Here is a 25,847-nt window from a genome sequence, read left to right as displayed (position 1 = left end):
CAATGCCAGCTGAGAGTTCAGGCCGCCTGCACCGCACTGCCCTGCCCGTCCACCGGCAGGTCCGCTGCCTTGGCGGCGCTGTAGACGTGGCGCGCGGCCAGCAGCGCCGCGAGGTCGGCGTCGCCGGCGATCACCGCCTGCAGGATCTGCGCGTGCTCGTCCCAGTTCTGGCGCGCGCGCACCACGTTGGCCGGGCCGAACAGCACCGCGGTGCGCTCGCGCAGCGAACGCATCATTTCCTGCAGCACGCTGTTGGCGGCGATGGTCCCAAGCACTTCGTGGAAGCGGGTATTGAGCGCCAGCAGTTCATCCGCGCGGCCCTGCGCCGCGGCCTCCATGCCCTGCCGCAATACGCTTTCCAGCTCCGCCACCAGCGCCGGATCGCGCCGCTGCGCGGCGAGCTTCGCATTGAGCCCTTCCAGCGTGGCGCGCACCTCCACCATCTCGCGCGCGATCACCGGCGACAGGCTGGCCACGGTCGCGCCGCGGCGCGGCTCGATCACCACCAGCCCTTCGCTGGCGAGCGCGCGCAGGGCCTCGCGCACCGGGATGCGCGATACGCCCAGTTCCGCCGAGAGCTTGTTCTCCACCAGTCGTTCGCCCGGCGCGTACTTGCCGTTCAGGATGCCTTCGCGCAGCTTGTCGGTAACAAGGGCGAACAGCGGCGAGTGGCTGGCACCGAGGCTCAGCGACTCGGCGGGCGCGGCAGGAGATGGGGTCAGGGACATGGGTCGGCAGAGGCGTAAGCGGAAAGGCTGGCGTCATTGTATACCAGCCATTTATGCATACCGCCATGTCTTAACAAGGGTGCTGGAACGTGAAGCTGTCGGCGTACAGGTGGTCGGGGCTGGCCCCATGCGCGATAAACGCGGCACGCGCGTCACGGATCATGTCGGGCGAGCCGCACAGGTAGATCGCGTATTCGCTCAGGTCGCCCAGGTCGCCAAGGTCGGCCAGCGCCGCGTCATGCACATAGCCGCGCCGGCCCTGCCAGTCCGCCCCCGCGCGCGACAGCACCGGTGCGTAGCGGAACTCGTAGAGCCGTTCGCCCCAGGCCGCGATCTCGCGGTGCAGGTACAGGTCCTGCGCCTGCCGCATGCCCCAGTACAACGACACCGGCGGGCAGTCGGGATCGTCCATCAGCGATTCCAGCATCGCCTTGATCGGCGCCAGGCCGGTGCCGGTGGCCACCATCAGCAGCGGCCGGTAATCTTGGGCACGGTAGAAGAAGCTGCCCAGCGGCAACTCGACCTCGATCGCATCGCCGGCGCGCATGCGCGGCAGGATGCCATCGGTAAAGGCGCCGCCGGGAATGCGCCGCACATGCAGGTCGATATGCCCGTCGCGCGGCACCGAAGCCATCGAAAAGCTGCGCGCAAGCCCGTCGGCGCTCAACAGCTTCAGATACTGGCCGGGCCGGTAGTCCAGCGCACCGGCGTCGGGCACCTCCAGCTCGACGTGCATGACGTCGGCCGACAGCGGGCGCAGCCCCCGCACCACCGCGCGATGCCGCGCCGGTTCGGCGCAGGCCTCGTCGTCGCGCGCGGTGCTGATGACCAGGTCGGCCTGCGGCTGCGCCTGGCACGCCAGCGCGTAACCGGCCGCGGCCTCGTCGGGGGCCAGGCCGAACGGTTCCTCGTCGTAGCGCACCTGTCCGTCGAGCAGGCGGATGCGGCAGGTGCCGCAGCCGCCCAGCTGGCAGTCGTGGCGCAAGGCAACGCCGGCGCGCTGCGCCGCCTGCAGCAGCGTCTCGCCGCGCTCGACAAGGAAGACCTGCTCCGTTTCGGCAACCTGGATGCGGTACGACATGGAAGCTCCCGGCAAGCGTGCTTACTTCTTGATGTCGGCCTGCACCAGCACCCGCAGGTCCTGCGGTGCCAGCAGTTCGGCCAGCGCCTGCAGCGCGGCCAGGCCGGCCTGCGTGTCCTGCTCGCCGTTGCCGCCGGACAGGCCGATGCCGCCGATCACTTCGTCGTTGACGACGATCGGGAAGCCGCCGACAAAGGCGGCGAACTTGCCCTCGAAGCTCCACTGGATGCCGAAGGCCTCGTTGCCGGGCAGCGCCGGCCCGTTCGGCGGCGTGGTGAACAGATGGGTCGAGCGCTTGTGGCCCGCGGCGGTGAACGCCTTGTTCCACGCAATCTGCGGCCCGGTGATGCGGGCGCCGTCCATGCGCTCGAGCGCGAGCGGATAACCACCCTCGTCGACCACGCAGATCGACTCCAGCACGCCGATCTCTTCCGAGCGCCGGATCGCGGCAGCAACCATATGGCGCGCTTCGCGCAGTTCCAGCTTGATGGCTTTCTTCATGTTTGTGACTCCTTGCGACGGCCCGAGCTCAGGCGCCCCGGTAGACCGTCTTGACCTGCGTATAGAACTCCAGCCCGGTGCGGCCCGATTCGCGGAAGGTCGAGGTGCTCGACCGTTTCAGCCCGCCGAACGGCGCGTTGACCAGGTTGCCGGTGGTGGTGCGGTTGATCTTCACCGTGCCCGCCTCGATGTCGTTGGCGAAGTGGTGGATGTAGCGCGGGTTGCTGGTGACGATGGCCGCGGCCAGGCCGTATTCGGTATCGTTGGCCTTGGCAATGGCGTCGGCATAGTCGGTGAAGCCGAGGATGGCGATCACCGGCCCGAAGATCTCCTCGCGCGCGATCCGCATCGGCTGCGTCACGTCGGTGAATACCGTCGGCGCGACGTAGTAGCCCTTGTCGTAATCGCCGCCGGTCAGCCGCGCACCGCCGCACAGCAGCGTCGCCTCGGCCTTGCCGATGTCGATGTAGCGCAGCACGGTTTCCAGCTGCTTTTGCGAGGCCAGCGGGCCCAGGTCCATGCCCGGCGTCATGCCGCTGCCGACCTTGAGCGTTGCAACCCTGGCCAGCAGGCGCTCGGTATAGGCCGCCTTGACCGCCTCGGCCACCAGCACGCGGCTGGTACCGGTGCACGCCTGCCCCGACAGCGAAAACCCGCCCTTGATGGTCAGGTCCACCGCGCGGTCCAGGTCGGCATCCTCCATCACGATCAGCGGGTTCTTGCCGCCCAGCTCCATCTGCGTGCGCGTGGTCAGCGGCACCGCGCGGTGGATCTGCTCGCCCGCGCGCGACGAGCCGGTGAACGAAATCGCGCGCACCGCAGGCGCCTCGGTGATGGCGGCACCGATCTCGGCGGCGCTGCCGGTGATGAAGTTGAGCACGCCCTTGGGCAGGCCCGCCTGCACCAGCGCCTCGGCCAGCCGGTAGCCCGACAGCGGCGCCTCGGACGAAGGCTTGAACACCACCGTGTTGCCGGTCATCAGCGCCGGCGCGATCTTGCGCGCGGGAATCGACACCGGGAAGTTCCACGGCGCGATCACCGTGACCACGCCGAGCGGCTCGCGCTGGCTGTAGACCAGCTGGTCGGGATCGTCGTTGGGATAGACCTCGCCGGTGAAGGTCTGCCCTTCCACGGCATAGAAGCGCAGCGTCTGGGCCGAGCGCAGCACCTCGTCGCGCGCCAGTGCCAGCGCCTTGCCTTCCTCGCGCGTCAGTTCCGCCGCGATGCTGTCGGCATTGGCTTCGAGGTGGTCGGCGGCGCGGTTGAGCATGGCGGCGCGCTTGCCGACCGGCGTCTTCTTCCAGCCGGCAAAGGCCGCGGCCGCGGCCGCCACGGCCGCCTGCGCGTCCACCGCGGACGACGCCTGGAAGCGCCCGACGAGGTCGGCGCTGTCGGCGGGGTTGACGTTGTCGAAGGTGCGGCCCGACTGGCAGGCCGTCCATTCGCCGTCGATATGGTTGAGGAACACAGTCATGGTCGATTCCGTTGCGCGGCGCCGCTCAGGCCGCCATGTCCAGTTCCGGCAGCGGCAGCTCCTGTTCGACGTAGTCGTGGTAGAGCGCGGTCGTGTACAGCAGCCGCATCTGTGCGCCGATCTCGCAGATCTTCAGGCAGCGCTGCTGCAGTTCCGGCGTGTTGGCGTGCTCCAGCACGATCTGGTAGCCGCGTTCGCCGTGGATCTCGTCCGAGACGATATGCAGGTCGAAGAACTCGACCTCTTCGTCGGTGAACTGGTACTTGTCGCGCAGCGTCGGCGTCTGCTTGCGGTAGATCGACGGCACCTGCGATTCCAGCCCCACCACCAGGCCGGCCACGGCCACGATCGGGTCCTCGCGCATCGCCACCGCGTAGCACCAGCTCTGCAGGCCGCGCGTGGTGGGCGACATATTGTCCGGGTCGATCACGCGCTCGCGCGTGGTGCCGCACGCTTCGGCAAAACGGATCAGCAGGTCGGTGTGGCGGTCGCCGCCGATCTCTTCCTCGTACATATTGGCCAGCAGGAAGTCCTTGGCCTCGGTGTAGCGGTCCGGCGTGCGCGCATAGATGTAGCCCAGGTAATCCGCGAACGGTCCGACGTAGTGATAGTGGTTCTCGGCCCAGCGCGCGAGATGGGCGCGGGTCAGCTTGCCGCTGGCCCAGGCCACGCTGAACGGCGCTTGGTTGGCGCTCTTGCCTTTGATGGCTGCTTCGAGGGCGGCACGGAAATCTTCGCGGTTCATCAGTTCGGCCATGACGGGGGCTCCTGGTTGGCGATGTGGGGCGATGCGATGGGTGGGAATGCCGGAAACAAGCTTGCTTTGGAGCGGTCCCGGCATGTTTGTATACTATATACAGTCAATCGACCACGACAAGGGCTCTGTTGACTCATCTACATCAGTGTTTACCCGAGACTGTCGAGGCGGCGAGCGTCAGCCAGCGCGGCTATCCGCCTCGCCCGCGATACGCGACCACGCGTATCCCGCCAGCGCGACGTCTTCCAGCCCCACGCCGACCGACTTGTAGATCACGATGTCGTCATCGCGCTGCCGCGGCGATACCTTGCCGAGCACCACGTCGGCCAGCTCGACGATCTTTTCTGGCGGCAGCGCGCCGGGGCCGGCCAGCACGATATCGCCGGCCTCGCGGTTGGATTGCGGCCGCCACTCCACCACCACGGCAGCGGCGCGGCGCAGCGCGGTGTCGTCCAGTTCGCGCGTGTGCGGCAGGCTCGAGCCGATCGCGGCGACGAACGCGCCGGGCCGGATCGCCGCACCGGAGAACAACGGCGTGGTCGCGCGCGAGGCCGTGACGATGATGTCGGCCTCGGCCACCGCGGCATCGGGCTCGGCCAGGGCCACCGGGATGCCGCACTGCTCCGACAGCCGTTCCGGCATGCCAGCGTCGGCGTGCGGATCGGACACCAGGATGCGCTCGAGCCCGAGCGTGGCGCTGAGCTGGCGCGCGTGCTGCGCGCCCTGCGTGCCGGCACCGAACAGCGCCAGCGTGCGCGCGCCGGCGCGGGCCAGCCGCTGCGCCGCCAGCGTGGTGCAGGCCGCGGTACGCAGCCGCGTGATGGCGCCGGCATCGAACGAAGCCAGCGGGCGGCCGTCTTCGGACGAGAAGATCAGGATGACGAAGGAGAACTGGCCGTTGATGGTGGTGTAGACCTTGGCCCCGGCCACGCCCTGCTGCGGGATTACCGCCCCCAGCGTCGACAGCTTGACGCCGCCCGCCTCGGTGCGGATCCGCGCCTGCATCGCGGCATCGCCGCTCCCGAAGCTGGAAAAGGCGGACGCCATGACCTCGAGGGCGGCTGCCGGGGTGACATGGGCGTCGATCATGGCGTCGGTAATGTGCTGCATGGAAACTCCGCTGGTGGGTTAGTTGGGAAAGCAGGAAATCCGCATGGGCACGCCGCCTCAGGCAAACGCCGCGCGGCCGAGCACGCCCAGCGCGCCGGCCGCGCACAGGCCCAGCAGCAAGCGGCGCACGGCCTGGGCGGAAACGCGCCCGCGCAGCCGGTTCGACAGCGCAAAGCCGGCCAGCAGGAACGGCGCGAGTGCCAGTGCCAGCAACAGTTGCGGCATGCCGAAGCGCCCGGCCAGCGTCAGCATCGCCAGCGACAGCACCGCGCCGCCCGACAGGATGGTGCCCATGGTCGCGCGCATCGGCGCGGGCGCCATGTGCTGCATGACCAGCGCGAACGGCGGCGCGCCGGCCGAGGTGATGGTCCCCATGAAGCCGGACAGCGTGCCGGCGATCACCACGTTGCGCGCGCCCGGCAGCAGCCGCCAGCCGAGCAGGCTCAGCGCCACCGCGGCCAGGATCGACAACGAGAACAGCACCGCCAGCGGCCCCGGCGCCAGCCAGGCGATGGTCAGCACCGCCGCGGCGCCGCCGACTGCCCGCCCGACCAGCGCAAAGCCTGCCACCGGCCAGACGATGGCGTCGCGTTCGCGCAGCGCGCCCATCAGCGACAGGCAGCAACCCATCGCCAGCAGCGGCCCCGGCACCAGCTCCGGGAAAAAGATCGCGCCGAGCGGCGCGCACAGCATGGCAAAGCCGATCCCGCCCACGCCTTGCAGGCAGGCGCCGGCCAGGATGAGCGCGCCCATCCACAGGTAGTCCGGAGCGGAAAGACCTGCAGGCAGCAGCGTCTGCAAGGCGGCGGGCATGGCGTCGGTCATCGGCAGGGGAATGGCATGGCGGCGAAACGGCTGGCGCCGGATTTCAAGTTTAAGTTGGTATACAGTCTACATATCGACATGCCAGCCGGCAACTCAGAGGCGGACCGATGCACCATCACACAGCCTTCGGCAATCGAGGAAGCCCAATAAATGTGCGGCTTCCAGGCACTTTGCACCGATCCGGAATCCGCGTAAGTCCCGATGAGAAATCGCTTGGCGTGGAATCACTCTGGAATATAGTATACCGACACGGACCAACGCAGTCCGATGGAACCGCCCCCAAACCCCTCCGCCCCCAGGGAGTCTTCATGTCACAACAAGTCGTGATCGGTGCCGCGCACTGGATCTATCTGTCAGGGGTAGCAGTCATCGTGCTGACGATGATCCTGCGCGCCAATGTCGTCGTCCCGTCGATCGTCGGCACCGCCCTGGTCGTGTTTGCGCTGACCGGCAGCCCGGTGTCGGCACTGGCGGGGGTGTTCTCTGCCAGCCTGGTGGCCGCGCGCGAGCTGTTCAATATCTTCCTGGTAATCGCCTTCATGACGGCGCTGCTCAACGCGCTCAAGACGCTGCGCTCGGACATCCGCATGGTCGAGCCCTTCCGCGTGGTGATGAAGAACGGGCATTCGGCGTTCTTTATCCTGGCCGGCATCACCTACCTGATCTCGCTGTTCTTCTGGCCGACGCCGGCGGTGCCGCTGGTGTCCGCCATCCTGCTGCCCGCCGCGATCGCAGCCGGGCTGCCGCCGCTGGCGGGCGCGATGGCGATTGCCATCGCCGGACAAGGCATGGCGCTGTCGTCTGACTATGTGATCGGCGTCGCGCCCGGCATCAGCGCCAAGGCCGCCGGCGCGGCGGTCAGCGCCGCGGTGGTGGCCGACCGCGCGCTGGCGCTGTCGCTGATCACCGGCGGCATTGCGCTGTGCCTGGCCTACCTGTCGATGCGCAAGCACATCGTGCCGGCCTGCGGCACGCTGCTCGACCGCTGGCAGGCGCGCGCCGGCGGCAGCGCCGAAGCCATCGATGGCGGCATCACCTTCGACAAGGCCGAGATCGCCAAGGGCACCGCCCACGCCGAACCGCTCGCCACCGACAGCAATATCGAAGCCAGCCTGTCGATGGTCGCGCGGCGGCGCGTGAAGTGGTCCAAGTGCTTTGCCATCGTGACGCCGCTGGCCTTTCTTGCGGTGGTCGCGGTGATGGTGCTGCCCAAGCTCGGCGCCGGCGTGCATGACCTGAAGGGCGGCGAAGCGGCCGCGCTGGTGGGCGGGGTCGCGGCGGTGCTGATGATGCTGGCGACGCTGGCCGCCGAAGGGCCGCGGCGCATGCTGGACGTTTGCCCGGAGCACATCACCGACGGCTTCGTCTTCGCCTTCAAGGCCATGGGTTCGGTGCTGCCGATCGCGGGCTTCTTCTTCGTCGGCGCCGGCGAGACCGCGGCGCATATCCTCGGCCTGCCGGCGGGCAAGGCGCCCAGCCTGCTGTTCGAGCTGATCCAGGCCTACCAGCACCTGATCCCCGACAACCACATGCTGGTCGCGTTCGGCGTGCTGCTGGTCGGCATGATCACCGGCATCGACGGCTCCGGCTTCGCCGGCCTGCCGCTGACCGGCACGCTGGCCGGCGCACTGGGCCCGGTGGTCGGCTTCGACCCCGCCACGCTGGCGGCGGTCGGCCAGATGGGCGCGGTCTGGACCGGCGGCGGCACGCTGGTGGCGTGGTCGTCGCTGATCGCGGTGGCCGGCTTTGCCCGCGTGCCGGTGCTCGAAGCGGTGCGCGCGCTGCTGATCCCGGTGCTGATCGGGCTGGCCTGCTCCACCGTGGCGGCGATGGTGCTGTGGTAGGCCGGCGCTGCGCCGCGACGATTTGCCCTGTCCTGATTTCGTGATCCTTGCCCCAGACCAACGATGCCAAAAGTCACCCTGCACAAGTTCGGCCAGACCTTTACCGACGAGGTCGGCCCCAACACCAACCTGGTGGTCCGCGCCGGCATCCGGCAGTTCCCCTACCCCAACCTGCGCTATGAATGCGGCATGGGCAAGTGCTCGAAGTGCGCGTGCCGCGTGATCAACGGTGCCGAGCACCTGCCGCCGCCCAACTGGAAGGAAAAGAAGCAGCTTGGCGAACGGCTCGAACAGGGCTACCGCCTCGCCTGCCAGCTGTGGATCGAGCATGACATCGAACTGGCCCAGGACGATGTGCCGGCCGCGGCCGCGCTGGCCGGGGCAAGCGCGGGGGCCTGACATGTTCGTGCTGCTGACCAGCCGCCCCGGCCAGTTCCGTACCGAGCCCACCGACGGCATGACCGCCGTCGAGGCCTACGACTACGTCTTCTACGGCAAGCCCACCGCGCGCTTCGTCATTGCCGAACTTGCCGCCGATACCAGGATCCGCATACGGGAGGAAACGCCGCCCGGCATCGTCAACCTGGTCTCGACCCGTTTCCTCGACAAGTACGCCACGCTCGAGGCCGCCCGCGACGCGCTGCGCCAGCTGGCCAGCTTCGGCAGCATGGACATCGACCTCGTGCCCGTGCCGGTTGCCGCGGACGGCCGCTCCTGAAGCCTTTCGCCTGCATATCAGGCATATATCGCCATGATCCAGATCACCTTCCTGACCAACCACGGCAAGACCGTCACGGCCCCGGCCAACAGCAACCTGCTGCGCGTGTCGCTGCGCGAACAGGGCGGCATCCCGTTCAAATGCGGCGGCGGGCTGTGCGGCACCTGCAAGTGCCGCATCGAGCAAGGCCGCGAGCATACCGATGCGGTCAAGCCGAAGGAAAGGAAGCTGCTGACGGAGGCGGAGCTGGCCGATGGCTTCCGGCTGGCATGCCAGACGTTCATGAGCGGGGATATTGCGGTGTCGTGGCAGCCGAAGGCGATGGCCGGGCGGCCGCAGCCGGCCGCCGCCAGCGAAGTATAGGCGGGCGGCGCCGCTAGCGCCGCCTCGCCCCCACCAAGCCCGCGACCTCATCCAGCATCGCCATATCCACCGGCTGCGACAGATCCAGCGCGAGCGTGTGCCGGTAATACGGGCTCAGGTCCAGGCCGACCCCCAGCCCCAGTATTTCCACATCCCGCAGCGCCTCGTGCCGCGCCACCACGGCCTTCAGGTGGTTGTCGAGGTAGCAGGCGTCGTTGGCCTGCCCGGTCGCGGTATCCATCGGGCTGCCGTCGGATACCACCACCAGGATGCGGCGCGCCTTGCCGCTGGCATGCAGGCGCGCGCAGGCCCACTCCACTGCCTCGCCGTCGACGCCTTCGCGGAACAGGTCGGCCTTCAGCAACGCAGTGATGTCGGTGCGGGCGCGGCGCCAGCTGCGCTGCGCGTCCTTGAACACCATGTGGCAGGTTTCGTTGAGCCGGCCCGGATGCTGCGGGCGGCCGCGCGCGAGCCAGTCGCTGCGCGCCCGCCCGCCGTTCCACGCGTTGGTGGTAAAGCCCAGCACCTCGGTGGCGACGCCGGCCTGGTCCAGCGCGCGGGTGAGCAGGTCGACCAGCAGCGTCAGCGGCTCGGCCTGCGCCTTCATCGAGCCGGAGCAATCGATCAGGAAGCCGACAACGCAATCGGCATGGGCCTTGTGCGCTTCCTGGCGGAACAGCCGGCGCTCGGCGGGCGAGCTGACCAGCTGAGCCAGTCGGCGGCCGTCGATGCGGCCGCTTTCCTCGCCGAACGACCAGCCGTCCACGCGCGGCTGCGACAGCGCGGCGCGCAACCGGCGCGCCAGCCGGGCGATGTTCACGCCCGCGCGCGCGATGCGTGCGTCCAGCCGCGTGCGGTACTCGTCCAGCAAGGCGCGGCGCACCAGCGTGGCGGCGCGCACTTCGCGGTCGTAGCGGGTGGTGTAGATACGGTAGCCATCGGTGGCGTCGGCCAGCACGCGGCTGTGGCCGCTGTCGGCCAGGGCGAAGTCCTCGGCCGGCGGTTCGTCGAAGTCGAGCCACAGCGCAAAGCCGGCGCGCGCGGCGGAGGCGGCGTAGTCGTCGTCTTCGCCGGCCCCGGGCGCTTCGGTGCGGATCATCTGCGCCACCGCCCGCGCCAGCGCCAGCGCGTGCACGGCGTACGCGGCCTGGTCGTGGCGTTGCGCGCGCAGCCCGGCCAGTTGCGTGCCCAGCATCGGCACGATGGCGGCGCGCGTGGCCTCGATCAGGTCCTCGGTGTCTTCCAGCACCGGCTCGCCGCTCAGGCGCGACCACGCCACCTGTGCCACCGTATAGAGCAGGATGCCGAGATGCCCTTCGGTCAGCCCGGAACGATGGAAGGCGCGCGACCACGCCCGGAAGCGATGGCGCAGGTTGGCCTCGACGCCAGCCATGCCGCGCGGCAGGCGGGTCTCGCAGCGCAGCTGCTCGAGCAGCTCGAACACCAGGCGCTCGACCGCATCGGCCGGACACAGCCGCCGATGCAGCGCGGCGTCGGAATGCGCCTGGCGCAGCGCGGCGCCATCGGCGGCGCCGCGCAGGCACGCGGCGGTGTCGGTGTCCGGGTCGGTGCGCAGGTGCGGCGCATGCTGCGGCACCGGGCGCAGCGCGCGCCACAGCTGGCCGTCGCGGAAATGCAGCGCGGCATCGCCGGTGAGCGCGCGCACGGCCGCGCCGGACAGCTCATCCTGCCGCTGGCGCCGGCGCAAGCGCTGGGCGAGCGCCGCCGCATTCATTGCGCGGGCTCCGACGCGGCGCCGACGCCGGCGGCCTCGCCCGGCAGGTCGCCGAAGCAACGCTGGTAGTACTCCGCCACCACCGGGCGCTCGGCCTCGTCGCACTTGTTCAGGAAGGTGAGCCGGAACGCGAGCGCGGGGTCGCGGAAGATCTGGCAGTTCTCGGCCCAGCTGATCACGGTGCGCGGCGACATCAGCGCCGACACATCGCCCGCGGCAAAGCCGCGCCGGGTCAGGCCGGCCAGCGCCACCATGGCGTCGACCAGCGCGCGCCCGTCGGCGTGGTCCAGCTCGGGCACGCGTGCCAGCACGATGCCGGCCTCTTCTTCGTGCGGCAGGTAGTCCAGCGTCGCCACCACGTTCCAGCGGTCGATCTGCGCGTGGTTGAGCAGCTGCGTGCCGTGATAGAGCCCGTTGACGTTGCCGAGCCCCACGGTGTTGGAGGTGGCAAAGAGACGGAACGAAGGATGGGGGCGGATCACGCGGTTCTGGTCCAGCAGCGTGAACTTGCCGTCGCGCTCCAGGATGCGCTGGATCACGAACATCACGTCGGGCCGGCCCGCGTCGTATTCGTCGAAGATCAGCGCCACCGGGCGCTGCAGCGCCCACGGCACGATGCCTTCCTGGAACTCGGTGACCTGGCGGCCGTCGCGCACCACGATGGCATCCTTGCCGACCAGGTCGAGCCGGCTGATATGGCCATCCAGGTTGACGCGCACGCAGGGCCAGTTCAGCCGCGCGGCGACCTGCTCGATATGTGTCGACTTGCCGCTGCCGTGCAGGCCCTGCACCATCACGCGCCGGTCGCGCATAAAGCCCGACAGGATCGCCAGCGTCACCTCGGGCTGGAAGCGGTAGGCCGGATCGATCTCCGGCACGTGGTCGTCGCGCTGGCTGAAAGCCGGCACCATCAGGCCGGAATCGATGCCGAACGCGCTGCGCACCGGAATCATCCGGTCCGGCTTGCCAAACTGCTCTTGCGTCACCTTGTGCTCCTCTTTGCCTCGTGGCTTCTCGCCATCCATGCCGATCGGCACGGCGGCAAGCGGAGCAATTCCGCGTGACGCCGTGCGCTATTCGTCCTCTTCCGCCGCGTCCGTGGCCTCGGCGCCGCCCTGCCAGTGGCCGGCGCTGTCGGCCTCGATCTTCGCCAGCGCCGCCGCCGCCCGCTGCAGCGCGGGCAGCAGCTGCACCGCCTTGTCGCGCGCCACGCGCATCACCGGGGCCTGCAGCGCCAGCCCCAGGTTGGACTTGCCGCCGTCGGCCGCCGGCACCAGCACGCCGATGCACACCAGCCCCGGCAGGAATTCCTCATCATCCATCGCGTAGCCGTCGCGCTTTACGCGCTCCAGTTCCGCCTCCAGCTGCGCATGGTCGGTCAGCGTGTTCTGCGTGTAGCGTTCCAGCTCCACGTTGGCCAGCAGCCGCTGCCGCTGCGCCGGCGCCAGCTGCGCCAGGAACAGCTTGCCGGTGGCCGAGCAGTGCGCCGGCACGCGCGAACCCGGATGCAGGTAGAAGCGCAGCGGCGCCGCGGTCTCGACCCGATCCAGGTACAGCACCTCGCCGCCGGAGAACGCGGTCAGGTTGCAGCTCTCGCCCACCTCTTCCACCAGCCGGCGCAGCACCATGTGGCGCGCACCATGCGAGGTGCTGTTGAGCAACAGGTTCTCCGCCAGCCGGCGCAGCCGCAGGCCGGTGCCGTATTGCCGCCCGTCGCCGTTGCGCTGGATCAGTCCGGCCGCCTCGAGCTGCTGCAGCATCCGGTGCAGCGTGGGCTTGGGCAGGCCGGTTTCTTCCACCAGCGCCTGCAGGTTGAAGGACTGGTCCTTCTCCGCGATGACCTCGAGCAGGCCGAACAAGCGCAGCGCCGGCGTGTCTCCGTCCGGCCTGGCTTCACTTTTGGCGAGGCGCATATCGTTCATGCCTGGCTCCATCATAGGTAAGTTTCATTTTCAGAGTCAAATCATATCAATTATCGAAACTTCCGGTTGACCTTCCGGAGCAGACGGCCTACATTCCGGTTAAACGATAATTTTCTGGAACTTCTGGTTCCATTTTTTAAGCGAACACCGGAGACAAGTCGACATGTACGGATAGGCCATCCTCGCCCGGGGATTGCAAATACTGAACGACCACGGCCCAGGCTGGCATTTACTGCCCTGCCGCCTATACCGAAGAGAAGCCGTGGCGCCTGCCTTAAACGCTGGACTGGCTGCAATGCAGTACCGACAGCAAGCGCAGCACAGGAGACACAACATGATGCAACAACCATCGTCCGGCAACGGACTATCCCACGGCCTCAAGCAACGCCACATGACCATGATCGCGCTCGGCGGCGTGATCGGCGCGGGGCTCTTCGTCGGCAGCGGCGTCGTCATCAAGTCGGCCGGCCCGGCCGCGGTCCTTTCCTTCCTGATCACCGGCCTGCTGGTGGTGCTGGTGATGCGCATGCTGGGCGAGATGGCCTGCGCCATGCCCGGCGGCGGCGGCTTCTACGAGTATGCACGCGAAGCCTGGCGCGATCGCCCGGCGGTGGGCAACCTGGCCGGCTTCCTGACCGGCTGGATGTACTGGTACTTCTGGGTCATCGTGGTGGCGCTGGAAGCGGTGGCGGGCGCGGACCTGGTGCGCTACTGGCTGCCGGACGTGCCCAACTGGATCATCAGCCTGGTGCTGCTGGTGATGCTGACGCTGACCAACCTGGTCTCGGTCAAGTCCTTCGGCGAGTTCGAGTTCTGGTTCGCCTCGATCAAGGTGGCGGCGATCATGGTGTTCCTGTTCGTCGCCGGCGTCTACGTGCTGGGCCTGGCCCCCGGGTCGCACGGTATGGAGGTGGCCAACCTGACCGCCAACGGCGGCTTCATGCCCAACGGCATCGTGCCGGTGCTGACCGGCGCGGTGGCGGCCACCGGCTTCTACTTCGGCGCCGAGATCGTCACCATCGCCGCGGCCGAGACCGCCGAGCCGCAGAAGGCCGTGGCCAAGGCCACCAGTTCGGTGATCACGCGCGTGCTGGTGTTCTATGTCGGTTCGATCCTGCTGGTGGTCTGCCTGGTGCCGTGGAATTCCACCAGCATCGGCACCCCTTACGTCAGCGCGCTGAACGTGATGGGCGTGCCGGCGGCCGCGCAGATCATGAACGCGATCGTGCTGACCGCGGTGCTGTCGGCGCTCAACTCGGGCCTGTACGCATCGTCGCGCATGCTGTTTGCGCTGACCCGCCGCGGCGACGCGCCGCAGTCGCTGGCCCGCGTCAGCCGCAACGGCGTGCCGGTACGCGCGATCCTGGTGGCGACGCTGTTCGGCTACGGCGCGGTGGTGATGTCCTATGTCTCGCCGGATACGGTGTTTGCCTTCCTGGTGAACTCGTACGGCACGGTGGCGATCTTCGTCTACATCCTGATCGCGATCTCGCAGCTGCGCCTGCGGTCGCGGCTGGAGCGCGAGGCGCCGGGCCAGCTGCGCGTGCGCATGTGGTGCTACCCGTATCTCACTTATGTGGCGATCCTCGGCATGCTTGGCATCGTGGTGGCAATGGGCTTTATCCCCGACCAGCGCACGCCGCTTGCGCTGGGGGTCATCAGCCTGCTGATCCTGCTGCTTGCCTACGGCGCGCGGCAACTGTTTCGCCGTGGCGCCGAGCCGGTAGTGCCGCTGGCCGAGATGCCAAGGCCTGACCTCCACAAGTATTGATGTGCCGCGCGGCGCGCCAGTGCAGTATGCTGGCGCGCTTCGCCATTCGGCAAACGCCCCCTGCCCCATGAGCCTGAAGTCTCCCACCACCCTCTGGTCGCAACTGTTCCAGCAGCATGTGCATTCGGGCCTGAGCCTGCAGGGCAAGATCCGGCAGATGCTGGTCTCGGCCATCCTCGACGAACAGCTGCCGCAAGGCGAGCCGCTGCCCAGCAGCCGCGAGCTGTCGGCGCAGCTGCGGGTGGCGCGCAACACCGTGGTGCTGGCCTACCAGCAGCTGGTCGACGAAGGCTACCTGGTCGCGCGCGAGCGCAGCGGCTACTTCGTCAACCCCGAGATCCTCGGCACCCGCGTCAGCGGCGTGGCCTCGCTGCGCGGCGAGCCGGTGCCGGCGCGCGCCGGCGAGCCCGACTGGGAACGGCGCTTCGTGTTCCGCCCCACGCAGCAGCGCAATATCGTCAAGCGCGCCAACTGGCGCGACTATCCCTACCCCTTTATCTACGGCCAGTACGACCCGGCGCTGTTCCCCACCGCGGACTGGCGCGAATGCTGCCTGAAGGCGCTGAGCGTGCTCGACATCCACGACTGGGCCCAGGACATGATCCTGCGCGACGACGAGTCGCTGGTGCAGCAGATCCGCACCCGCGTGCTGCCGCGCCGCGGGGTCTGGGCCGGCACCGACGAGATCGTGATCACCGTGGGCGCGCAGCAGGCGCTGTACCTGCTGGCCGACCTGCTGGTCAGTCCCGACACGCCGGTGGGCATCGAGGACCCCGGCTATCCGGACGCGCGCAATATCTTCGGCTCGCACACGTCGAACCTGGTGCCGCTGCCGGTCGATGGCGAGGGCCTGACGCTGTCCGACGCGCAGCGCGCCTGCGACTACGTCTACGTGACCCCGGGCCACCAGTGCCCGACCACCGTCACCATGCCGCTGGCGCGGCGCCAGGCGCTGCTGCGGCAGGCCGAGGAAGCCGACTTCGTGCTGATCGAGGACGACTACGAGGCCGAGAGCCGCTTCGAGGGCGACCCCACGCCCACGCTCAAGAGCCTGGACCGCAGCAACCGCGTGATCTACGTCGGCAGCCTGTCCAAGAGCCTGGCGCCGGGCCTGCGCATCGGCTACATCGTCGGCCCCGCCGCGCTGATCGCCGAACTGCGCGGCGCGCGCCGGCTGATGCTGCGGCACCCGTCGGCGTATATCCAGCGCGCGTTCTCGCTGTTCCTGTCGCTGGGCCACTATGACGCGCACCTGCGCCGGCTCGCCGCCGCGCACCGCGAGCGCGCCGAAGCGGTGCTGGCGGCGCTGGCCGCGCATATGCCGGACTTCCGCGCGGTGCCGATCGCCGGCGGCGCCTCCTGCTGGATCGAAGGCCCGTCCTGGCTCGACGCCGATGCGCTGGCGCGCCTGGCGGAACTGCAGGGCGTGCTGATCGAGCCCGGCAGCGTCTTCTTCATGGCCGAGCCCGCGCCGCGCAACGGCTTCCGGCTGGGCTACTCGTCGATCTCGCTGGACCGCATCGAGCCCGGCATCCGCGTGCTGGCCGGCGTCGCGCGTGAACTGCAGGCCACCGCCGGCGGTGCAACGTCCCCCGCCTCCGTCACTTCCCGGGCCCGCCCCGCGGCCTGAGCGGTGCCGCGGCCGCGCCCGCGCCGCTGGCCCAAGCGATAGTCCCGAACTGGCGCTACAGCGCCGCGGCCGGTTTCCCTATGCTCGAGTCATGGCCGGTTCCCCACGGACCGGCCCACAACACTCACGGAGACCAAGCCATGTCCAAGGACAACACCGCCGCCGGCATCGAACTGCTGCAAGCCTTCAACGACGCCTGGAACCGCCACGACATCGACGCGCTGATGGCCTGCATGGCCGACGACTGCGTGTTCCACGGCGTCGCCGGCCCCGACCTGCTGGGCCGCAGCTTCGTCGGCCGCGAGGCCGTGCGCGAAGGCTTTCAGCTGGCCTGGCAGACCTTCCCCGATGCGCAGTGGGTCGATGGCGACCACTTCGTCGTCGGCGACCGCGGCGTCAGCGAATCCACCTTCCGCGGCACCCGCGCCGACGGCGCCCGCATCGAGGCGCGCATGGTCGACGTGTTCACCTTCCGCGGCGGCAAGATCGCGGTGAAGAACGCCTACCGCAAGGACCGCCCGCCGGTGGTAGCCGCAGCCTGAAGCGAGGAGACGCGCCATGCAAGCCGTAGCTCCCCGCAGCAGCCTCCTGGCCGGCGAGCAGTCGACCGCCCCGACCCGGCCGTACGACCCCGCCTACGATCCGCTGCACACGCCCACGCCCGGCCACGGCCGGGAATACGCGCCGACCTACTGGATCGGCACCGCGGGCGAGCCGCCCGCCGACGACGGCCCGATCATCCACGATATCGACGTCGACGTCGCCATCATCGGCTCGGGCTTCACCGGCCTGACCTGCGCCATCTTCCTGGCGCAGGAATACGGCATCAAGGCCACGGTGCTCGAGGCCAACCGCGTCAGCTGGGGCTGCAGCACGCGCAATGGGGGCCAGGCGCAATGCGCGTCGGGGCGGCTCAAGCGCTCGCAGTGGATCCAGCGCTACGGCCTCGATACCGCGCTGCGCCTGCACCGGGAGGTCTGCGACGGCATGGAGACCTTCAAGGGGCTGATCAAGGACATCGACTGCGATCCGCAGCCCGGCGGCCACCTGTACATCGCGCACCGCGACAAGGTGATGCCCGCGCTGGAGAAGGAAGCGAAGATCCTGCGCGAGGTCTTCAACTACGACGCGCGCATCCTCGACGCCGACACCGTGCGGCGCGAATACGTCGACGACAAGGAAGCCGCCGGCGCCATGCACGAGCCCGAAGGCATCGGCATCCATGCCGGCAAGCTCGCCTTCGGCTACCTGCGCCGCGCGCGCGCACTCGGCGCCAAGGTGCATCCATCGAGCCCCGTGACCGGCTGGGAAACGCGCAATGGCGTGCACTACCTGCGCACCCCGGGCGGCATCGTGCGCGCCCGCGCCGTGGGCGTGGCCACCGGCGGCTACACCTCGCAGTCGCTGCACCGCGAGCTGAAGAACCGGCTGTTCCCGATCCTGTCGAACTCCATCGTCACGCGCCCGCTCACCGCCGACGAACTGGCCGCGTGCAACTTCCGCACCACGCAGGTCATTACCGATACCCGCATCCTGCGCCACTACTACCGGCTGATGCCAGACGGCCGCCTGCAGATCGGCAGCCGCAGCGCGATTACCGGCAACGACGCGCCGCAGGACCAGTACAAGCAGAAGCTGATCGCCGACATGCACTGCAAATTCCCCGCGCTGCAGGGCATCCAGATCGACTATTCGTGGTGGGGCTGGGTCGACGTCAGCCACGACATGATGCCGCGCATCACCCAGCCCGACCCGGCGCAGTCGATCTACTACGCCATGGGCTACGGCGGCAACGGCGTGATGTATTCCGCCCAGGCCGGCAAGCGCCTGGCCGCGCTGATCGCCGGCAAGTCGTCGGCGCTGCCGGAATTGCCGATCTTCGGCTCGCCGCTGCCGTTCCCGAACGTGCGCGAGATGGTGGAATCGCAGATGTTCGCGCCGTTCCGGAGGCTGGGGCAGCGGGTGTTGTATCACTGGTATCACCTGAAGGACGACGTGCTGTAAGCCGTCTGGCGGCTGCCGGCTGCAAACGCTCGCCATTCCCTGCCGCCCGCCGTGATAGCTCCCTCTCCCGCCCGGCGGGAGAGGGGTTGGGGGAGAGGGCCGAAGCCTCCACGAAGTGCCCCCCGTCGCTATTGCCAGCGCCCGCCCTCTCCCCCGGCCCCTCTCCCGCACGCGGGAGAGGGGAGCAAACCATCAGCGCGGTTGCGCCGAAGCACGGCCTCCGCGGCCTGCATATTGTCAGACCCCCACCGACACCCGAACCAGCCCCCACCGCCTCCACACCGCGCGGCTTAGCGCAGTATGATGCCCAGGTCTCCCACCGCGGGAGCATCGCGGCCGCGTCGGCCGCAGTGCATCAGGAGGCACGCTTGGACACCACCCGGCCGCTCCCGGATTCCGCCCGCCCCGGCGACCTGATCGTCGCCCGGCCGGAAGGCCTCTATTGCCCGCCCGGCGATTTCTACATCGATCCATGGCGCCCGGTCGAGCGCGCCGTCATCACGCATGCGCACTCCGACCACGCCCGTTTCGGCCATGCGCACTACCTGTGCGCCGCGCCCGGCCGCGGCGTGCTGCTGGCGCGGCTGCCCGGCATCCAGCTCGATACCCTGCGCTACGGCGAACGCATCACCCACCACGGCGTCACGCTGAGCCTGCATCCGGCCGGGCACGTGCTGGGCTCCGCGCAAGTGCGGCTCGAGCATGGCGGGCAGGTCTGGGTGGCCTCCGGCGACTACAAGCTGGAAGCCGACGGCACCTGCGACCCGTTCGAGCCGGTGCCCTGCGATACCTTCATCACCGAAAGCACGTTCGGCCTGCCGATCTACCGCTGGCCGCCGCAGGCGACGCTGATGGCCGAGATCTTCGACTGGTGGCAGGCCAACGTCCGCGCCGGGCGCGCCAGCATCGTCTACGCCTATACCTTCGGCAAGGCGCAGCGCATCCTGCACGGCCTGCTGCGGCATGCCGGCGCCGATGGCATGCCCGGCCCGGTGATCGTGCATGGCGCGCTGACGCAGCTCAACGCGGCCTATGCCGAGGCCGGCGTCGCACTGCCGCCGATGGCGCTGGCCACCGAACTGCCGGCGCGCAGCCCGCTGCTGCGCCAGGCGCTGGTGGTGGCACCGCCATCGGCACAGCGTTCGCCGTGGCTGCGGCGGTTCGGCGATGCCTCGGACGCCTTCGCCAGCGGCTGGATGCAGCTGCGCGGCACGCGCCGGCGGCGCGGCGTCGACCGCGGCTTTGCGCTGTCCGACCATGCCGACTGGCCCGGACTGCTGCAGGCGATCAGCGCCACCGGCGCCGCACGCATCATCGTGACCCACGGCAACGTGCCGGTGATGGTGCGCTATCTGGGCGAGCGCGGCTGGCAGGCGCAGGCCTTCGACACCGAGTACGGCGACGACGATGAAGCCGCGCGCCCGGACCCGGCGGTGCCCGGCGAAGCGGGCCACGAAGAGGCCGCACCATGAAGGCCTTTGCCGACCTCTACGCCGCGCTCGACGGCACCACGTCGACCAAGGCCCGGCTGGCCGCGCTGGTCGATTACTTGCGCACCGCGCCGCCCGAGGATGCCGCGTGGGCCGTTTATTTCCTGGCGGGCGGCAAGCCGCGCCAGATCGTGCCGGTATCGCTGCTGCGCGACCTGGCACGGCAGGCCGCCGACCTGCCCGACTGGCTGTTCGAGGAAAGCTATCAGGCGGTCGGCGATCTCGCCGAAACCATCGCGCTGCTGCTGCCGGACCCGCGCGATGCCGATCACGCCGGCCTGGCCGAATGGGTCGAGCAGCGGCTGCTGCCGTTGCGCGGACTGCCGCCGGAAGCACTGCAGCCGCGGCTCGATGCGCTGTGGCGCCCGCTCGACGCGCATGGCCGGCTGGTGCTGTTCAAGCTGATCACCGGCGCCTTCCGCGTGGGCGTGTCGCGGCTGCTGGTGACGCGCGCGCTGGGCGAGGTGGCCGGTATCGACCCCAAGCGCGTGGCCGAGCGCATGGTCGGCTACACCGACCTGTCGGCGCGCCCCGACGCGGCGCGCTTCCTGGCCTTGCTTGCGCCCGAGGACGAAGACGACCGCGCGCTGCGCGCCGGCGGCCAGCCGTATCCGTTTTTCCTGGCCCATCCGCTGCAGGCCCCGGCCGAGCAGTTCGACACCGTGCTGGGCGCGCCCGGCGCGTGGCTGGTCGAGTGGAAGTGGGACGGCATCCGCGCCCAGCTGGTGCGGCGCGGCGGCCAGACCTGGCTGTGGTCGCGCGGCGAGGAGCTGATCACCGAACGCTTCCCGGAACTGCAGCAGGCCGCCGCGCCGCTGCCGGACGGCACCGTGCTCGACGGCGAGATCGTGATCTGGCAGCAGGGGCGCGTGCAGCCGTTCGCGCTGCTGCAGCAGCGCATCGGCCGCAAGACGCTGAGCACCAGGCTGCTGCGCGAAGCACCGGCGCTCCTGATGGCGTACGACCTGCTCGAGTGGCAGGGCGAGGACTGGCGCACCCGCCCGCAAGCCGAGCGCCGTGCGCAGCTGGAACAGGTGGTGGCGGCGCACGTCCACCCCGCGCTGGAACTGAGCCCGCTGGTCGAGGCCGACAGCTGGGAACACTATGCCCGCCTGCGCGACGCCTCGCGCGAGCTGGGCGTGGAGGGCTTCATGCTGAAGGCCGCGGGCGCGGCCTATGGCGCGGGCCGCACCAAGGATGTCGGGGTCTGGTGGAAGTGGAAGATCGACCCTTACTCGATCGATGCCGTGCTGGTCTACGCGCAGCGCGGCCACGGTCGCCGCGCCAGCCTCTATACCGACTTCACCTTCGCGGTCTGGAACGGCCCGCCAGGTACGCCGGGCCGCACGCTGGTGCCGTTCGCCAAGGCCTATTCCGGGCTGACCGATGCCGAGATGCGCGCGGTCGACGCCATCGTCCGCCGCACCACGGTCGAGAAATTCGGGCCGGTGCGCAGCGTGGAGCCGACCCAGGTGTTCGAGCTCGGCTTCGAAGGCATTGCCCGCAGCGGCCGCCACAAGAGCGGCATCGCGGTGCGCTTTCCGCGCATGCTGCGCTGGCGCACCGACAAGCCGATCGACGAGGCCGATACGCTGGCCACGCTCGAAGCGATGCTGCCGGTCCCCGGCGCGCCGCGGGAGGATGCGGCATGAACCCGCCGCGCGCCGCGCGCCAGCCCGCGATCGATCCGGCGCCCACCCCGCCTCCATTGACCGTGGCCCAGGGCATGCAGGCGCTGTTCGACGCGCGCGGCTGGCAGCCCTTCGCCTTCCAGCGCGAAGTCTGGACCGCGATCGCGCGTGGGCAGAGCGGGCTGCTGCACGCCACCACCGGCACCGGCAAGACCTATGCGGCGTGGCTCGGCGCGCTGATGGCGTTCGCCACGCCGCGCGCGGCCCCGTCGCACGACAAGCCCGCGCCGCCGCTGACCGTGCTGTGGCTGACGCCGATGCGCGCGCTGGCGGCCGACACCACGCGTGCGCTGCAGGCGCCGCTGGCCGAGCTGGATCTCGACTGGACCGTGGCGCTGCGCACCGGCGACACCGGCAGCGCCGAGCGCGCGGCGCAGCAGCGGCGCTTGCCGACCGCGCTGGTGACCACGCCCGAAAGCCTGACGCTGATGCTGACCCGTGCCGACGCGCACGACACGCTGCGGCGCGTGCGCATGGTGGTGGTCGACGAATGGCACGAGCTGCTCGGCAACAAGCGCGGCGTGCAGGTGCAGCTGGCGCTGGCGCGGCTGCGGCAATGGCAGCCCGCGCTGATGGTATGGGGGCTGTCGGCCACGCTCGGCAACCTGCCGCACGCGGCCGACGTGCTGCTGAGCGGCGTGCCCGGCGAGCGGCGCGTACTGGTGCACGGCCATACGCCGAAGACCCTGGTGATCGATACCCTGCTGCCCGACAGTGCCAGCCGCTTCCCGTTTGCCGGCCACCTGGGCCTGTCGATGCTGCCGCATGTGGTCGAAGAACTCGCGCACGGCGGCACCACGCTGGTCTTCCTGAATACGCGCTCGCAGGCCGAGCTGTGGTACCAGGCGCTGCTCGACGCGCGGCCGGACTGGGCCGGCGAGATTGCCCTGCACCACGGCTCGCTCGACCGTGCGGTGCGCGAATGGGTCGAGCTGAACCTGAAGAACGGCGCGCTGCGCGCGGTGGTGTGCACCTCCAGCCTGGACCTTGGCGTCGACTTCCTGCCGGTGGAGCGCGTGCTGCAGGTGGGCTCACCCAAAGGGGTGGCGCGCCTGCTGCAGCGCGCCGGGCGCTCCGGCCATGCGCCCGGCCGCGCCTCGCGCGTGACGGTAGTGCCCACGCACAGCCTGGAACTGGTCGAGGCCGTGGCCGCGCGGCACGCGGTGCAGGCAGGCCGGATCGAGGCGCGCGAGTCGCCCGACAAACCGCTCGACGTGCTGGTGCAGCACCTGGTGACGGTGGCACTGGGCGGCGGCTTCCGGCCCGGAGCGTTGCTGGCCGAGGTGCGCTCGGCCTGGGCCTACCGCGGCCTGACCGATGAGGAATGGCAGTGGTGCCTGGACTTCGTGCGCCAGGGTGGCGCCACGCTGTCGGCGTATCCGGATTTCCGCCGCGCGGTGCCGGACGAGGCAGGCGTCTGGCGCGTTCCGGACGCGGGGCTGGCACGGCGCCATCGCATGAGCGTGGGCACCATCGTCAGCGATGCCACCATGCAGGTGCGCTACTGGAGCCGCGCCGGCAGCGGCGGCGCCTCGCTGGGCTCGGTGGAAGAAGGCTTTATCGCGCGGCTCGCGCCCGGCGACTGCTTCCTGTTCGGCGGCCGGCTGCTCGAACTGGTGCGGGTGCAGGAGATGACCGCCTTCGTGCGCCGCGCCACCGGCCGGCGCCCGGTGGTGCCGCGCTGGAACGGCGGCAAGATGCCGATGTCGACCGAGCTGGCCGAGGCCGTGATCGACACGCTCGCCGCCGCCGCGGCGGGCCGGCTGGATCTGCGCGACACCCCCGAGCTGCCGCTGATCCAGCCGCTGGTCGACCTGCAGGCGCAGTGGTCGGCGCTGCCGTCGCGCCATACCCTGCTGGCAGAATCGCTGCAATCTCGCGAAGGCTGGCACCTGTTCCTTTATCCGTTCGCCGGGCGCTCGGTCCACCTTGGCCTGGGCAGCCTGCTGGCATGGCGGCTGGGACAACAGGTGCCGGCTACGTTCTCGGTGGCGGTCAACGACTACGGGCTGGAACTGCTGGCGTCGGCGCCGGTGGACTGGGCCCGCTGGCTGCCGCAGGTCCTGGCCGACGAGCGCCGGCGCGACCTGGCTGCCGACGTGCTGGGCAGCCTCAACGCCGGCGAGCTGTCGTTGCGAAGATTTCGCGAGATTGCCCGCATCGCCGGGCTGATCTTCCAGGGCTACCCCGGCGCGCCCAAGAGCGCGCGCCAGCTGCAGGCATCATCCAGCCTGTTCTACGAGGTCTTCCGCAAGCACGACCCCGGCAACCTGCTGCTGGGCCAGGCCGAACGCGAAGTGCTGATGCAGGAGCTGGACGCGCACCGGCTCGCCGCGACACTGGAGCGGCTGTCCGCACTGAAGCTGGACCTGCACGCGCTGAAGCGGCCCACGCCGCTGTCGTTCCCGCTGGTGGTGGAATTCCTGCGCGAGAAGCTCAGCACCGAAAAGCTCGCCGATCGCATCGCCCGGATGCTGGCCGACCTGGAACTGGCGGCCGGGCCCGAGCCCGGCGAAGCCGCGGGCATGCCGGCCGGGATGATGGCCGATGCCGTGGCCGAAGCCGCGCGCTTCGGCATGGCCGACCATGCCGGCCCGTCCGCCCGCACCGCGCGCCGGCCGCGGCGTCCGCGCAAGCCGTCGAAGCCGTTGCCGCTGCTATGAATCCCGACGCCCGCACTTTGGAGCAGGGTGGCGCGATGGCGGTGGTTGCCGCCAGCGAGACCCTGTGGCTGCTGCCCGAACATGCGCTGTGGTGGCCGGCGGCCGGCATGCTGATGGTGGCCGACGTCCACTTCGGCAAGGCCGCGGCGTTCCGCGCGCTGGGGCAGCCGGTGCCGCATGGCACTACCGGCGACAACCTCGCAGTGCTGACCCGCCTGGTGCGGCAGCTGCCGGTCGACGAACTGGTGTTCCTGGGCGACTTCCTGCACGCGCGCGCGTCGCGCACGCCGTCGGTATTGCAGGCGCTGTACGACTGGCGTCAAGAATTGCCGGCGCACTTGCGCTGCACGTTGGTGCGCGGCAACCACGACGCGCGCGCGGGCGACCCGCCCGCGTCGCTCGAGATTGCCGTGGTGTCCGAGCCGGCGGTGGCGGGGCCGTTCGCGCTGTGCCATATGCCCGGCACTTCACCGCTCGGCTATGTGCTCGCCGGTCACCTGCACCCGGCCTGCCGCTTGCGCGGCAGCGGCGCCGACAGCCTGCGCCTGCCGTGCTTCCTGTTCGGGCCGCGCGGCGCCATCCTGCCCGCGTTCGGCGCCTTCACCGGCCATGCCACAGTGCGGCCGCAGGCCGACGAGCGCGCCTATGTGGTCGGCGGCGGCAGGGTCTGGCCGGTGGGCCCCAGGCGTCAGAACAGCGGTCAGAACAACGTATAGCCGCCGTCGATGACGAAGGTATCGCCGGTGTGGTAGGCCGAAGCTGGGCTCATCAGGTAGACCGCGATGCCGGCGAAGTCGCTGCCCTCGCCCCAGCGGCGCATCGGCACGCGCTTGTGCACCATCTCCTGGAAGGCATCGTTGCCCTGCGCCGCGCTGGTCATCTCGGTCCTGATCCAGCCCGGCAGGATCGAATGGGCGCGTATGCCCTTGCGCGCATACTCGACGGCCAGCCCGCGCATCATCGAGATCACGCCGCCCTTGGTGGCGGCGTAGTGCTCGGCGCGCGGCGCGCCTTCGATGGCGGCGACCGAGGCCGTGCTGCACAGCACGCCGCCCTCGCCCTGCACCAGCATCTGCCGCACTGCCGCACGCAGCGTGAAAAAGGCGCCGTCCAGGTTGACCCGCAAGGTGCGGCGCCAGGCCTCGGTCTCGAGCTGGTCGAACGGAGCCTTGCTGCCGCTGCCGACGCCGGCGTTGGCAAAGCAGCCGTCGATGCGGCCCAGCGCCGCCACCGTGCGCGCGATCGCGGCATCGACCGCCTGCTCGTCGCCCACGTCGCAAAGCTCCGTATGCACCTTGCGCCCGTGCCGTCCCAGCCGGTCCGCGGCGGCGGCGTTCTTGTCCGCGTTGGTGCCCCAGATCGCGATATCGGCACCGGCCGCGGCCAGTCCTTCAGCGATGCCCAGGCCAATGCCGCCATTGCCGCCGGTCACCAGTGCCACCTTGCCGGTCAGGTCGAACGGATGCGTGCTCATGTCTGTCTCCTCGGATGGTTTGTCGCTGTCTTGGCCGCACATTGTTGGCAGGACAGGCGCAAAAGC

General features: G+C 69.8%; 23 protein-coding genes. 12 read left to right on the top strand and 11 right to left on the bottom strand.

Features of this window, described 5'->3' with window-relative positions; genetic code table 11:
• Nucleotides 1-17 precede the first annotated feature (17 nt).
• The 7 genes from A2G96_RS24645 to A2G96_RS24615 form a co-directional block, all read right to left on the bottom strand.
• Nucleotides 18-728 (bottom strand): GntR family transcriptional regulator, encoded by a 711-nt coding sequence (locus A2G96_RS24645; protein ID WP_062802823.1) that lies wholly within the window; start codon nt 726-728, stop codon nt 18-20.
• 70 nt (nt 729-798) lie between these two features.
• Nucleotides 799-1,809, bottom strand: coding sequence for a 2Fe-2S iron-sulfur cluster-binding protein (locus tag A2G96_RS24640; RefSeq protein ID WP_062802822.1), 1,011 nt, complete (start codon nt 1,807-1,809; stop codon nt 799-801).
• Nucleotides 1,810-1,830: 21 nt separating this feature from the next.
• Nucleotides 1,831-2,310, bottom strand: coding sequence for a GlcG/HbpS family heme-binding protein (locus tag A2G96_RS24635; RefSeq protein ID WP_012356388.1), 480 nt, complete (start codon nt 2,308-2,310; stop codon nt 1,831-1,833).
• A gap of 28 nt (nt 2,311-2,338) precedes the next feature.
• Nucleotides 2,339-3,784: an aldehyde dehydrogenase family protein gene (locus A2G96_RS24630; RefSeq protein ID WP_062802821.1), complete on the bottom strand. Its 1,446-nt coding sequence runs from the start codon at nt 3,782-3,784 to the stop codon at nt 2,339-2,341.
• 25 nt (nt 3,785-3,809) lie between these two features.
• Nucleotides 3,810-4,541: a TenA family transcriptional regulator gene (locus tag A2G96_RS24625; RefSeq protein WP_062802820.1), complete on the bottom strand. Its 732-nt coding sequence runs from the start codon at nt 4,539-4,541 to the stop codon at nt 3,810-3,812.
• Nucleotides 4,542-4,718: 177 nt separating this feature from the next.
• Nucleotides 4,719-5,651 carry an ornithine cyclodeaminase family protein gene (locus A2G96_RS24620; RefSeq protein ID WP_062802819.1) on the bottom strand — a complete coding sequence of 311 codons (933 nt, stop codon included), beginning with the start codon at nt 5,649-5,651 and terminating at the stop codon, nt 4,719-4,721.
• A gap of 57 nt (nt 5,652-5,708) precedes the next feature.
• Nucleotides 5,709-6,464, bottom strand: a complete 756-nt coding sequence (locus tag A2G96_RS24615) for a sulfite exporter TauE/SafE family protein (protein ID WP_231909737.1) — start codon at nt 6,462-6,464, stop codon at nt 5,709-5,711.
• A 320-nt stretch (nt 6,465-6,784) separates the two neighbouring features.
• Between A2G96_RS24615 and A2G96_RS24610 the strand changes: the two genes are divergently transcribed.
• The 4 genes from A2G96_RS24610 to A2G96_RS24595 all read left to right on the top strand — a co-directional run bounded on the left by A2G96_RS24610 (nt 6,785) and on the right by A2G96_RS24595 (nt 9,401).
• Complete coding sequence (locus A2G96_RS24610) at nt 6,785-8,320, top strand: hypothetical protein (RefSeq protein ID WP_062802818.1); 1,536 nt, start codon at nt 6,785-6,787, stop codon at nt 8,318-8,320.
• 63 nt (nt 8,321-8,383) lie between these two features.
• Nucleotides 8,384-8,719 (top strand): 2Fe-2S iron-sulfur cluster-binding protein, encoded by a 336-nt coding sequence (locus tag A2G96_RS24605; protein WP_062802817.1) that lies wholly within the window; start codon nt 8,384-8,386, stop codon nt 8,717-8,719.
• 1 nt (nt 8,720) lies between these two features.
• Nucleotides 8,721-9,038, top strand: coding sequence for a hypothetical protein (locus A2G96_RS24600; protein ID WP_062802816.1), 318 nt, complete (start codon nt 8,721-8,723; stop codon nt 9,036-9,038).
• 33 nt (nt 9,039-9,071) lie between these two features.
• Nucleotides 9,072-9,401 carry a 2Fe-2S iron-sulfur cluster-binding protein gene (locus A2G96_RS24595; RefSeq protein WP_062802815.1) on the top strand — a complete coding sequence of 110 codons (330 nt, stop codon included), beginning with the start codon at nt 9,072-9,074 and terminating at the stop codon, nt 9,399-9,401.
• Nucleotides 9,402-9,414: 13 nt separating this feature from the next.
• On the opposite strand, the gene A2G96_RS24590 is transcribed toward A2G96_RS24595, so the two are convergent.
• The 3 genes from A2G96_RS24590 to A2G96_RS24580 are packed head-to-tail and all read right to left on the bottom strand — an operon-like array spanning nt 9,415 to nt 13,058.
• Nucleotides 9,415-11,136: a cobaltochelatase CobT-related protein gene (locus A2G96_RS24590; RefSeq protein ID WP_062802814.1), complete on the bottom strand. Its 1,722-nt coding sequence runs from the start codon at nt 11,134-11,136 to the stop codon at nt 9,415-9,417.
• On the bottom strand, nt 11,133-12,161 hold the full coding sequence (locus A2G96_RS24585; protein WP_257734377.1) for an AAA family ATPase: 1,029 nt from the start codon (nt 12,159-12,161) through the stop codon (nt 11,133-11,135). Before A2G96_RS24585 ends, A2G96_RS24590 begins: the two co-directional genes overlap by 4 nt.
• A gap of 48 nt (nt 12,162-12,209) precedes the next feature.
• Complete coding sequence (locus A2G96_RS24580; RefSeq protein WP_062804123.1) at nt 12,210-13,058, bottom strand: IclR family transcriptional regulator; 849 nt, start codon at nt 13,056-13,058, stop codon at nt 12,210-12,212.
• Between the two features lie 334 nt (nt 13,059-13,392).
• Here A2G96_RS24580 and A2G96_RS24575 point away from each other — a divergent pair, with 334 nt between their 5' ends.
• The 8 genes from A2G96_RS24575 to pdeM all read left to right on the top strand — a co-directional run bounded on the left by A2G96_RS24575 (nt 13,393) and on the right by pdeM (nt 25,023).
• Nucleotides 13,393-14,829, top strand: coding sequence for an amino acid permease (locus A2G96_RS24575; RefSeq protein WP_062802813.1), 1,437 nt, complete (start codon nt 13,393-13,395; stop codon nt 14,827-14,829).
• Nucleotides 14,830-14,896: 67 nt separating this feature from the next.
• Entirely contained in the window at nt 14,897-16,459 is a 1,563-nt protein-coding gene (gene pdxR, locus A2G96_RS24570; protein ID WP_062802812.1) for a MocR-like pyridoxine biosynthesis transcription factor PdxR, read from the top strand.
• Nucleotides 16,460-16,599: 140 nt separating this feature from the next.
• Nucleotides 16,600-17,001: a nuclear transport factor 2 family protein gene (locus tag A2G96_RS24565; protein ID WP_018008487.1), complete on the top strand. Its 402-nt coding sequence runs from the start codon at nt 16,600-16,602 to the stop codon at nt 16,999-17,001.
• Between the two features lie 16 nt (nt 17,002-17,017).
• Nucleotides 17,018-18,463 (top strand): NAD(P)/FAD-dependent oxidoreductase, encoded by a 1,446-nt coding sequence (locus A2G96_RS24560; protein WP_062802811.1) that lies wholly within the window; start codon nt 17,018-17,020, stop codon nt 18,461-18,463.
• 368 nt (nt 18,464-18,831) lie between these two features.
• A complete protein-coding gene (locus tag A2G96_RS24555; RefSeq protein ID WP_417926440.1) occupies nt 18,832-19,935 on the top strand; it encodes a ligase-associated DNA damage response exonuclease in 1,104 nt (367 codons plus the stop codon).
• On the top strand, nt 19,932-21,605 hold the full coding sequence (locus A2G96_RS24550) for an ATP-dependent DNA ligase (protein WP_062802809.1): 1,674 nt from the start codon (nt 19,932-19,934) through the stop codon (nt 21,603-21,605). Before A2G96_RS24555 ends, A2G96_RS24550 begins: the two co-directional genes overlap by 4 nt.
• Complete coding sequence (locus A2G96_RS24545; protein WP_197672319.1) at nt 21,602-24,307, top strand: ligase-associated DNA damage response DEXH box helicase; 2,706 nt, start codon at nt 21,602-21,604, stop codon at nt 24,305-24,307. The genes A2G96_RS24550 and A2G96_RS24545 overlap by 4 nt, the downstream gene beginning before the upstream one ends.
• Nucleotides 24,304-25,023 (top strand): ligase-associated DNA damage response endonuclease PdeM, encoded by a 720-nt coding sequence (pdeM, locus tag A2G96_RS24540; RefSeq protein WP_062802808.1) that lies wholly within the window; start codon nt 24,304-24,306, stop codon nt 25,021-25,023. Before A2G96_RS24545 ends, pdeM begins: the two co-directional genes overlap by 4 nt.
• On the opposite strand, the gene A2G96_RS24535 is transcribed toward pdeM, so the two are convergent.
• A complete protein-coding gene (locus A2G96_RS24535) occupies nt 25,008-25,781 on the bottom strand; it encodes an SDR family NAD(P)-dependent oxidoreductase (RefSeq protein ID WP_062802807.1) in 774 nt (257 codons plus the stop codon). The genes pdeM and A2G96_RS24535 overlap by 16 nt on opposite strands.
• Nucleotides 25,782-25,847 lie beyond the last annotated feature (66 nt).

It is taken from the genome of Cupriavidus nantongensis (assembly GCF_001598055.1).
GTDB classification, from domain to species: domain Bacteria; phylum Pseudomonadota; class Gammaproteobacteria; order Burkholderiales; family Burkholderiaceae; genus Cupriavidus; species Cupriavidus nantongensis.
Note: the sequence above shows the minus strand (reverse complement) of the source record. Positions and strands in the feature narration are given on the sequence as shown.

Bases quoted from the DNA above. Each gene is read 5' to 3' on its own strand.
- A2G96_RS24580 (WP_062804123.1), bottom strand. From the start codon at position 13,058: ATGAACGATATGCGCCTCGCCAAAAGTGAAGCCAGGCCGGACGGAGAC.
- A2G96_RS24630 (WP_062802821.1), bottom strand. From the start codon at position 3,784: ATGACTGTGTTCCTCAACCATATCGACGGCGAATGGACGGCCTGCCAG.
- pdxR (WP_062802812.1), top strand. From the start codon at position 14,897: ATGAGCCTGAAGTCTCCCACCACCCTCTGGTCGCAACTGTTCCAGCAG.
- A2G96_RS24640 (WP_062802822.1), bottom strand. From the start codon at position 1,809: ATGTCGTACCGCATCCAGGTTGCCGAAACGGAGCAGGTCTTCCTTGTC.
- A2G96_RS24615 (WP_231909737.1), bottom strand. From the start codon at position 6,464: ATGCCCGCCGCCTTGCAGACGCTGCTGCCTGCAGGTCTTTCCGCTCCG.
- A2G96_RS24565 (WP_018008487.1), top strand. From the start codon at position 16,600: ATGTCCAAGGACAACACCGCCGCCGGCATCGAACTGCTGCAAGCCTTC.
- A2G96_RS24585 (WP_257734377.1), bottom strand. From the start codon at position 12,161: ATGGATGGCGAGAAGCCACGAGGCAAAGAGGAGCACAAGGTGACGCAA.
- A2G96_RS24645 (WP_062802823.1), bottom strand. From the start codon at position 728: ATGTCCCTGACCCCATCTCCTGCCGCGCCCGCCGAGTCGCTGAGCCTC.
- A2G96_RS24560 (WP_062802811.1), top strand. From the start codon at position 17,018: ATGCAAGCCGTAGCTCCCCGCAGCAGCCTCCTGGCCGGCGAGCAGTCG.
- A2G96_RS24535 (WP_062802807.1), bottom strand. From the start codon at position 25,781: ATGAGCACGCATCCGTTCGACCTGACCGGCAAGGTGGCACTGGTGACC.
- A2G96_RS24575 (WP_062802813.1), top strand. From the start codon at position 13,393: ATGATGCAACAACCATCGTCCGGCAACGGACTATCCCACGGCCTCAAG.
- A2G96_RS24600 (WP_062802816.1), top strand. From the start codon at position 8,721: ATGTTCGTGCTGCTGACCAGCCGCCCCGGCCAGTTCCGTACCGAGCCC.
- A2G96_RS24610 (WP_062802818.1), top strand. From the start codon at position 6,785: ATGTCACAACAAGTCGTGATCGGTGCCGCGCACTGGATCTATCTGTCA.
- A2G96_RS24595 (WP_062802815.1), top strand. From the start codon at position 9,072: ATGATCCAGATCACCTTCCTGACCAACCACGGCAAGACCGTCACGGCC.
- pdeM (WP_062802808.1), top strand. From the start codon at position 24,304: ATGAATCCCGACGCCCGCACTTTGGAGCAGGGTGGCGCGATGGCGGTG.
- A2G96_RS24605 (WP_062802817.1), top strand. From the start codon at position 8,384: ATGCCAAAAGTCACCCTGCACAAGTTCGGCCAGACCTTTACCGACGAG.
- A2G96_RS24635 (WP_012356388.1), bottom strand. From the start codon at position 2,310: ATGAAGAAAGCCATCAAGCTGGAACTGCGCGAAGCGCGCCATATGGTT.
- A2G96_RS24590 (WP_062802814.1), bottom strand. From the start codon at position 11,136: ATGAATGCGGCGGCGCTCGCCCAGCGCTTGCGCCGGCGCCAGCGGCAG.
- A2G96_RS24550 (WP_062802809.1), top strand. From the start codon at position 19,932: ATGAAGGCCTTTGCCGACCTCTACGCCGCGCTCGACGGCACCACGTCG.
- A2G96_RS24545 (WP_197672319.1), top strand. From the start codon at position 21,602: ATGAACCCGCCGCGCGCCGCGCGCCAGCCCGCGATCGATCCGGCGCCC.
- A2G96_RS24625 (WP_062802820.1), bottom strand. From the start codon at position 4,541: ATGGCCGAACTGATGAACCGCGAAGATTTCCGTGCCGCCCTCGAAGCA.
- A2G96_RS24620 (WP_062802819.1), bottom strand. From the start codon at position 5,651: ATGCAGCACATTACCGACGCCATGATCGACGCCCATGTCACCCCGGCA.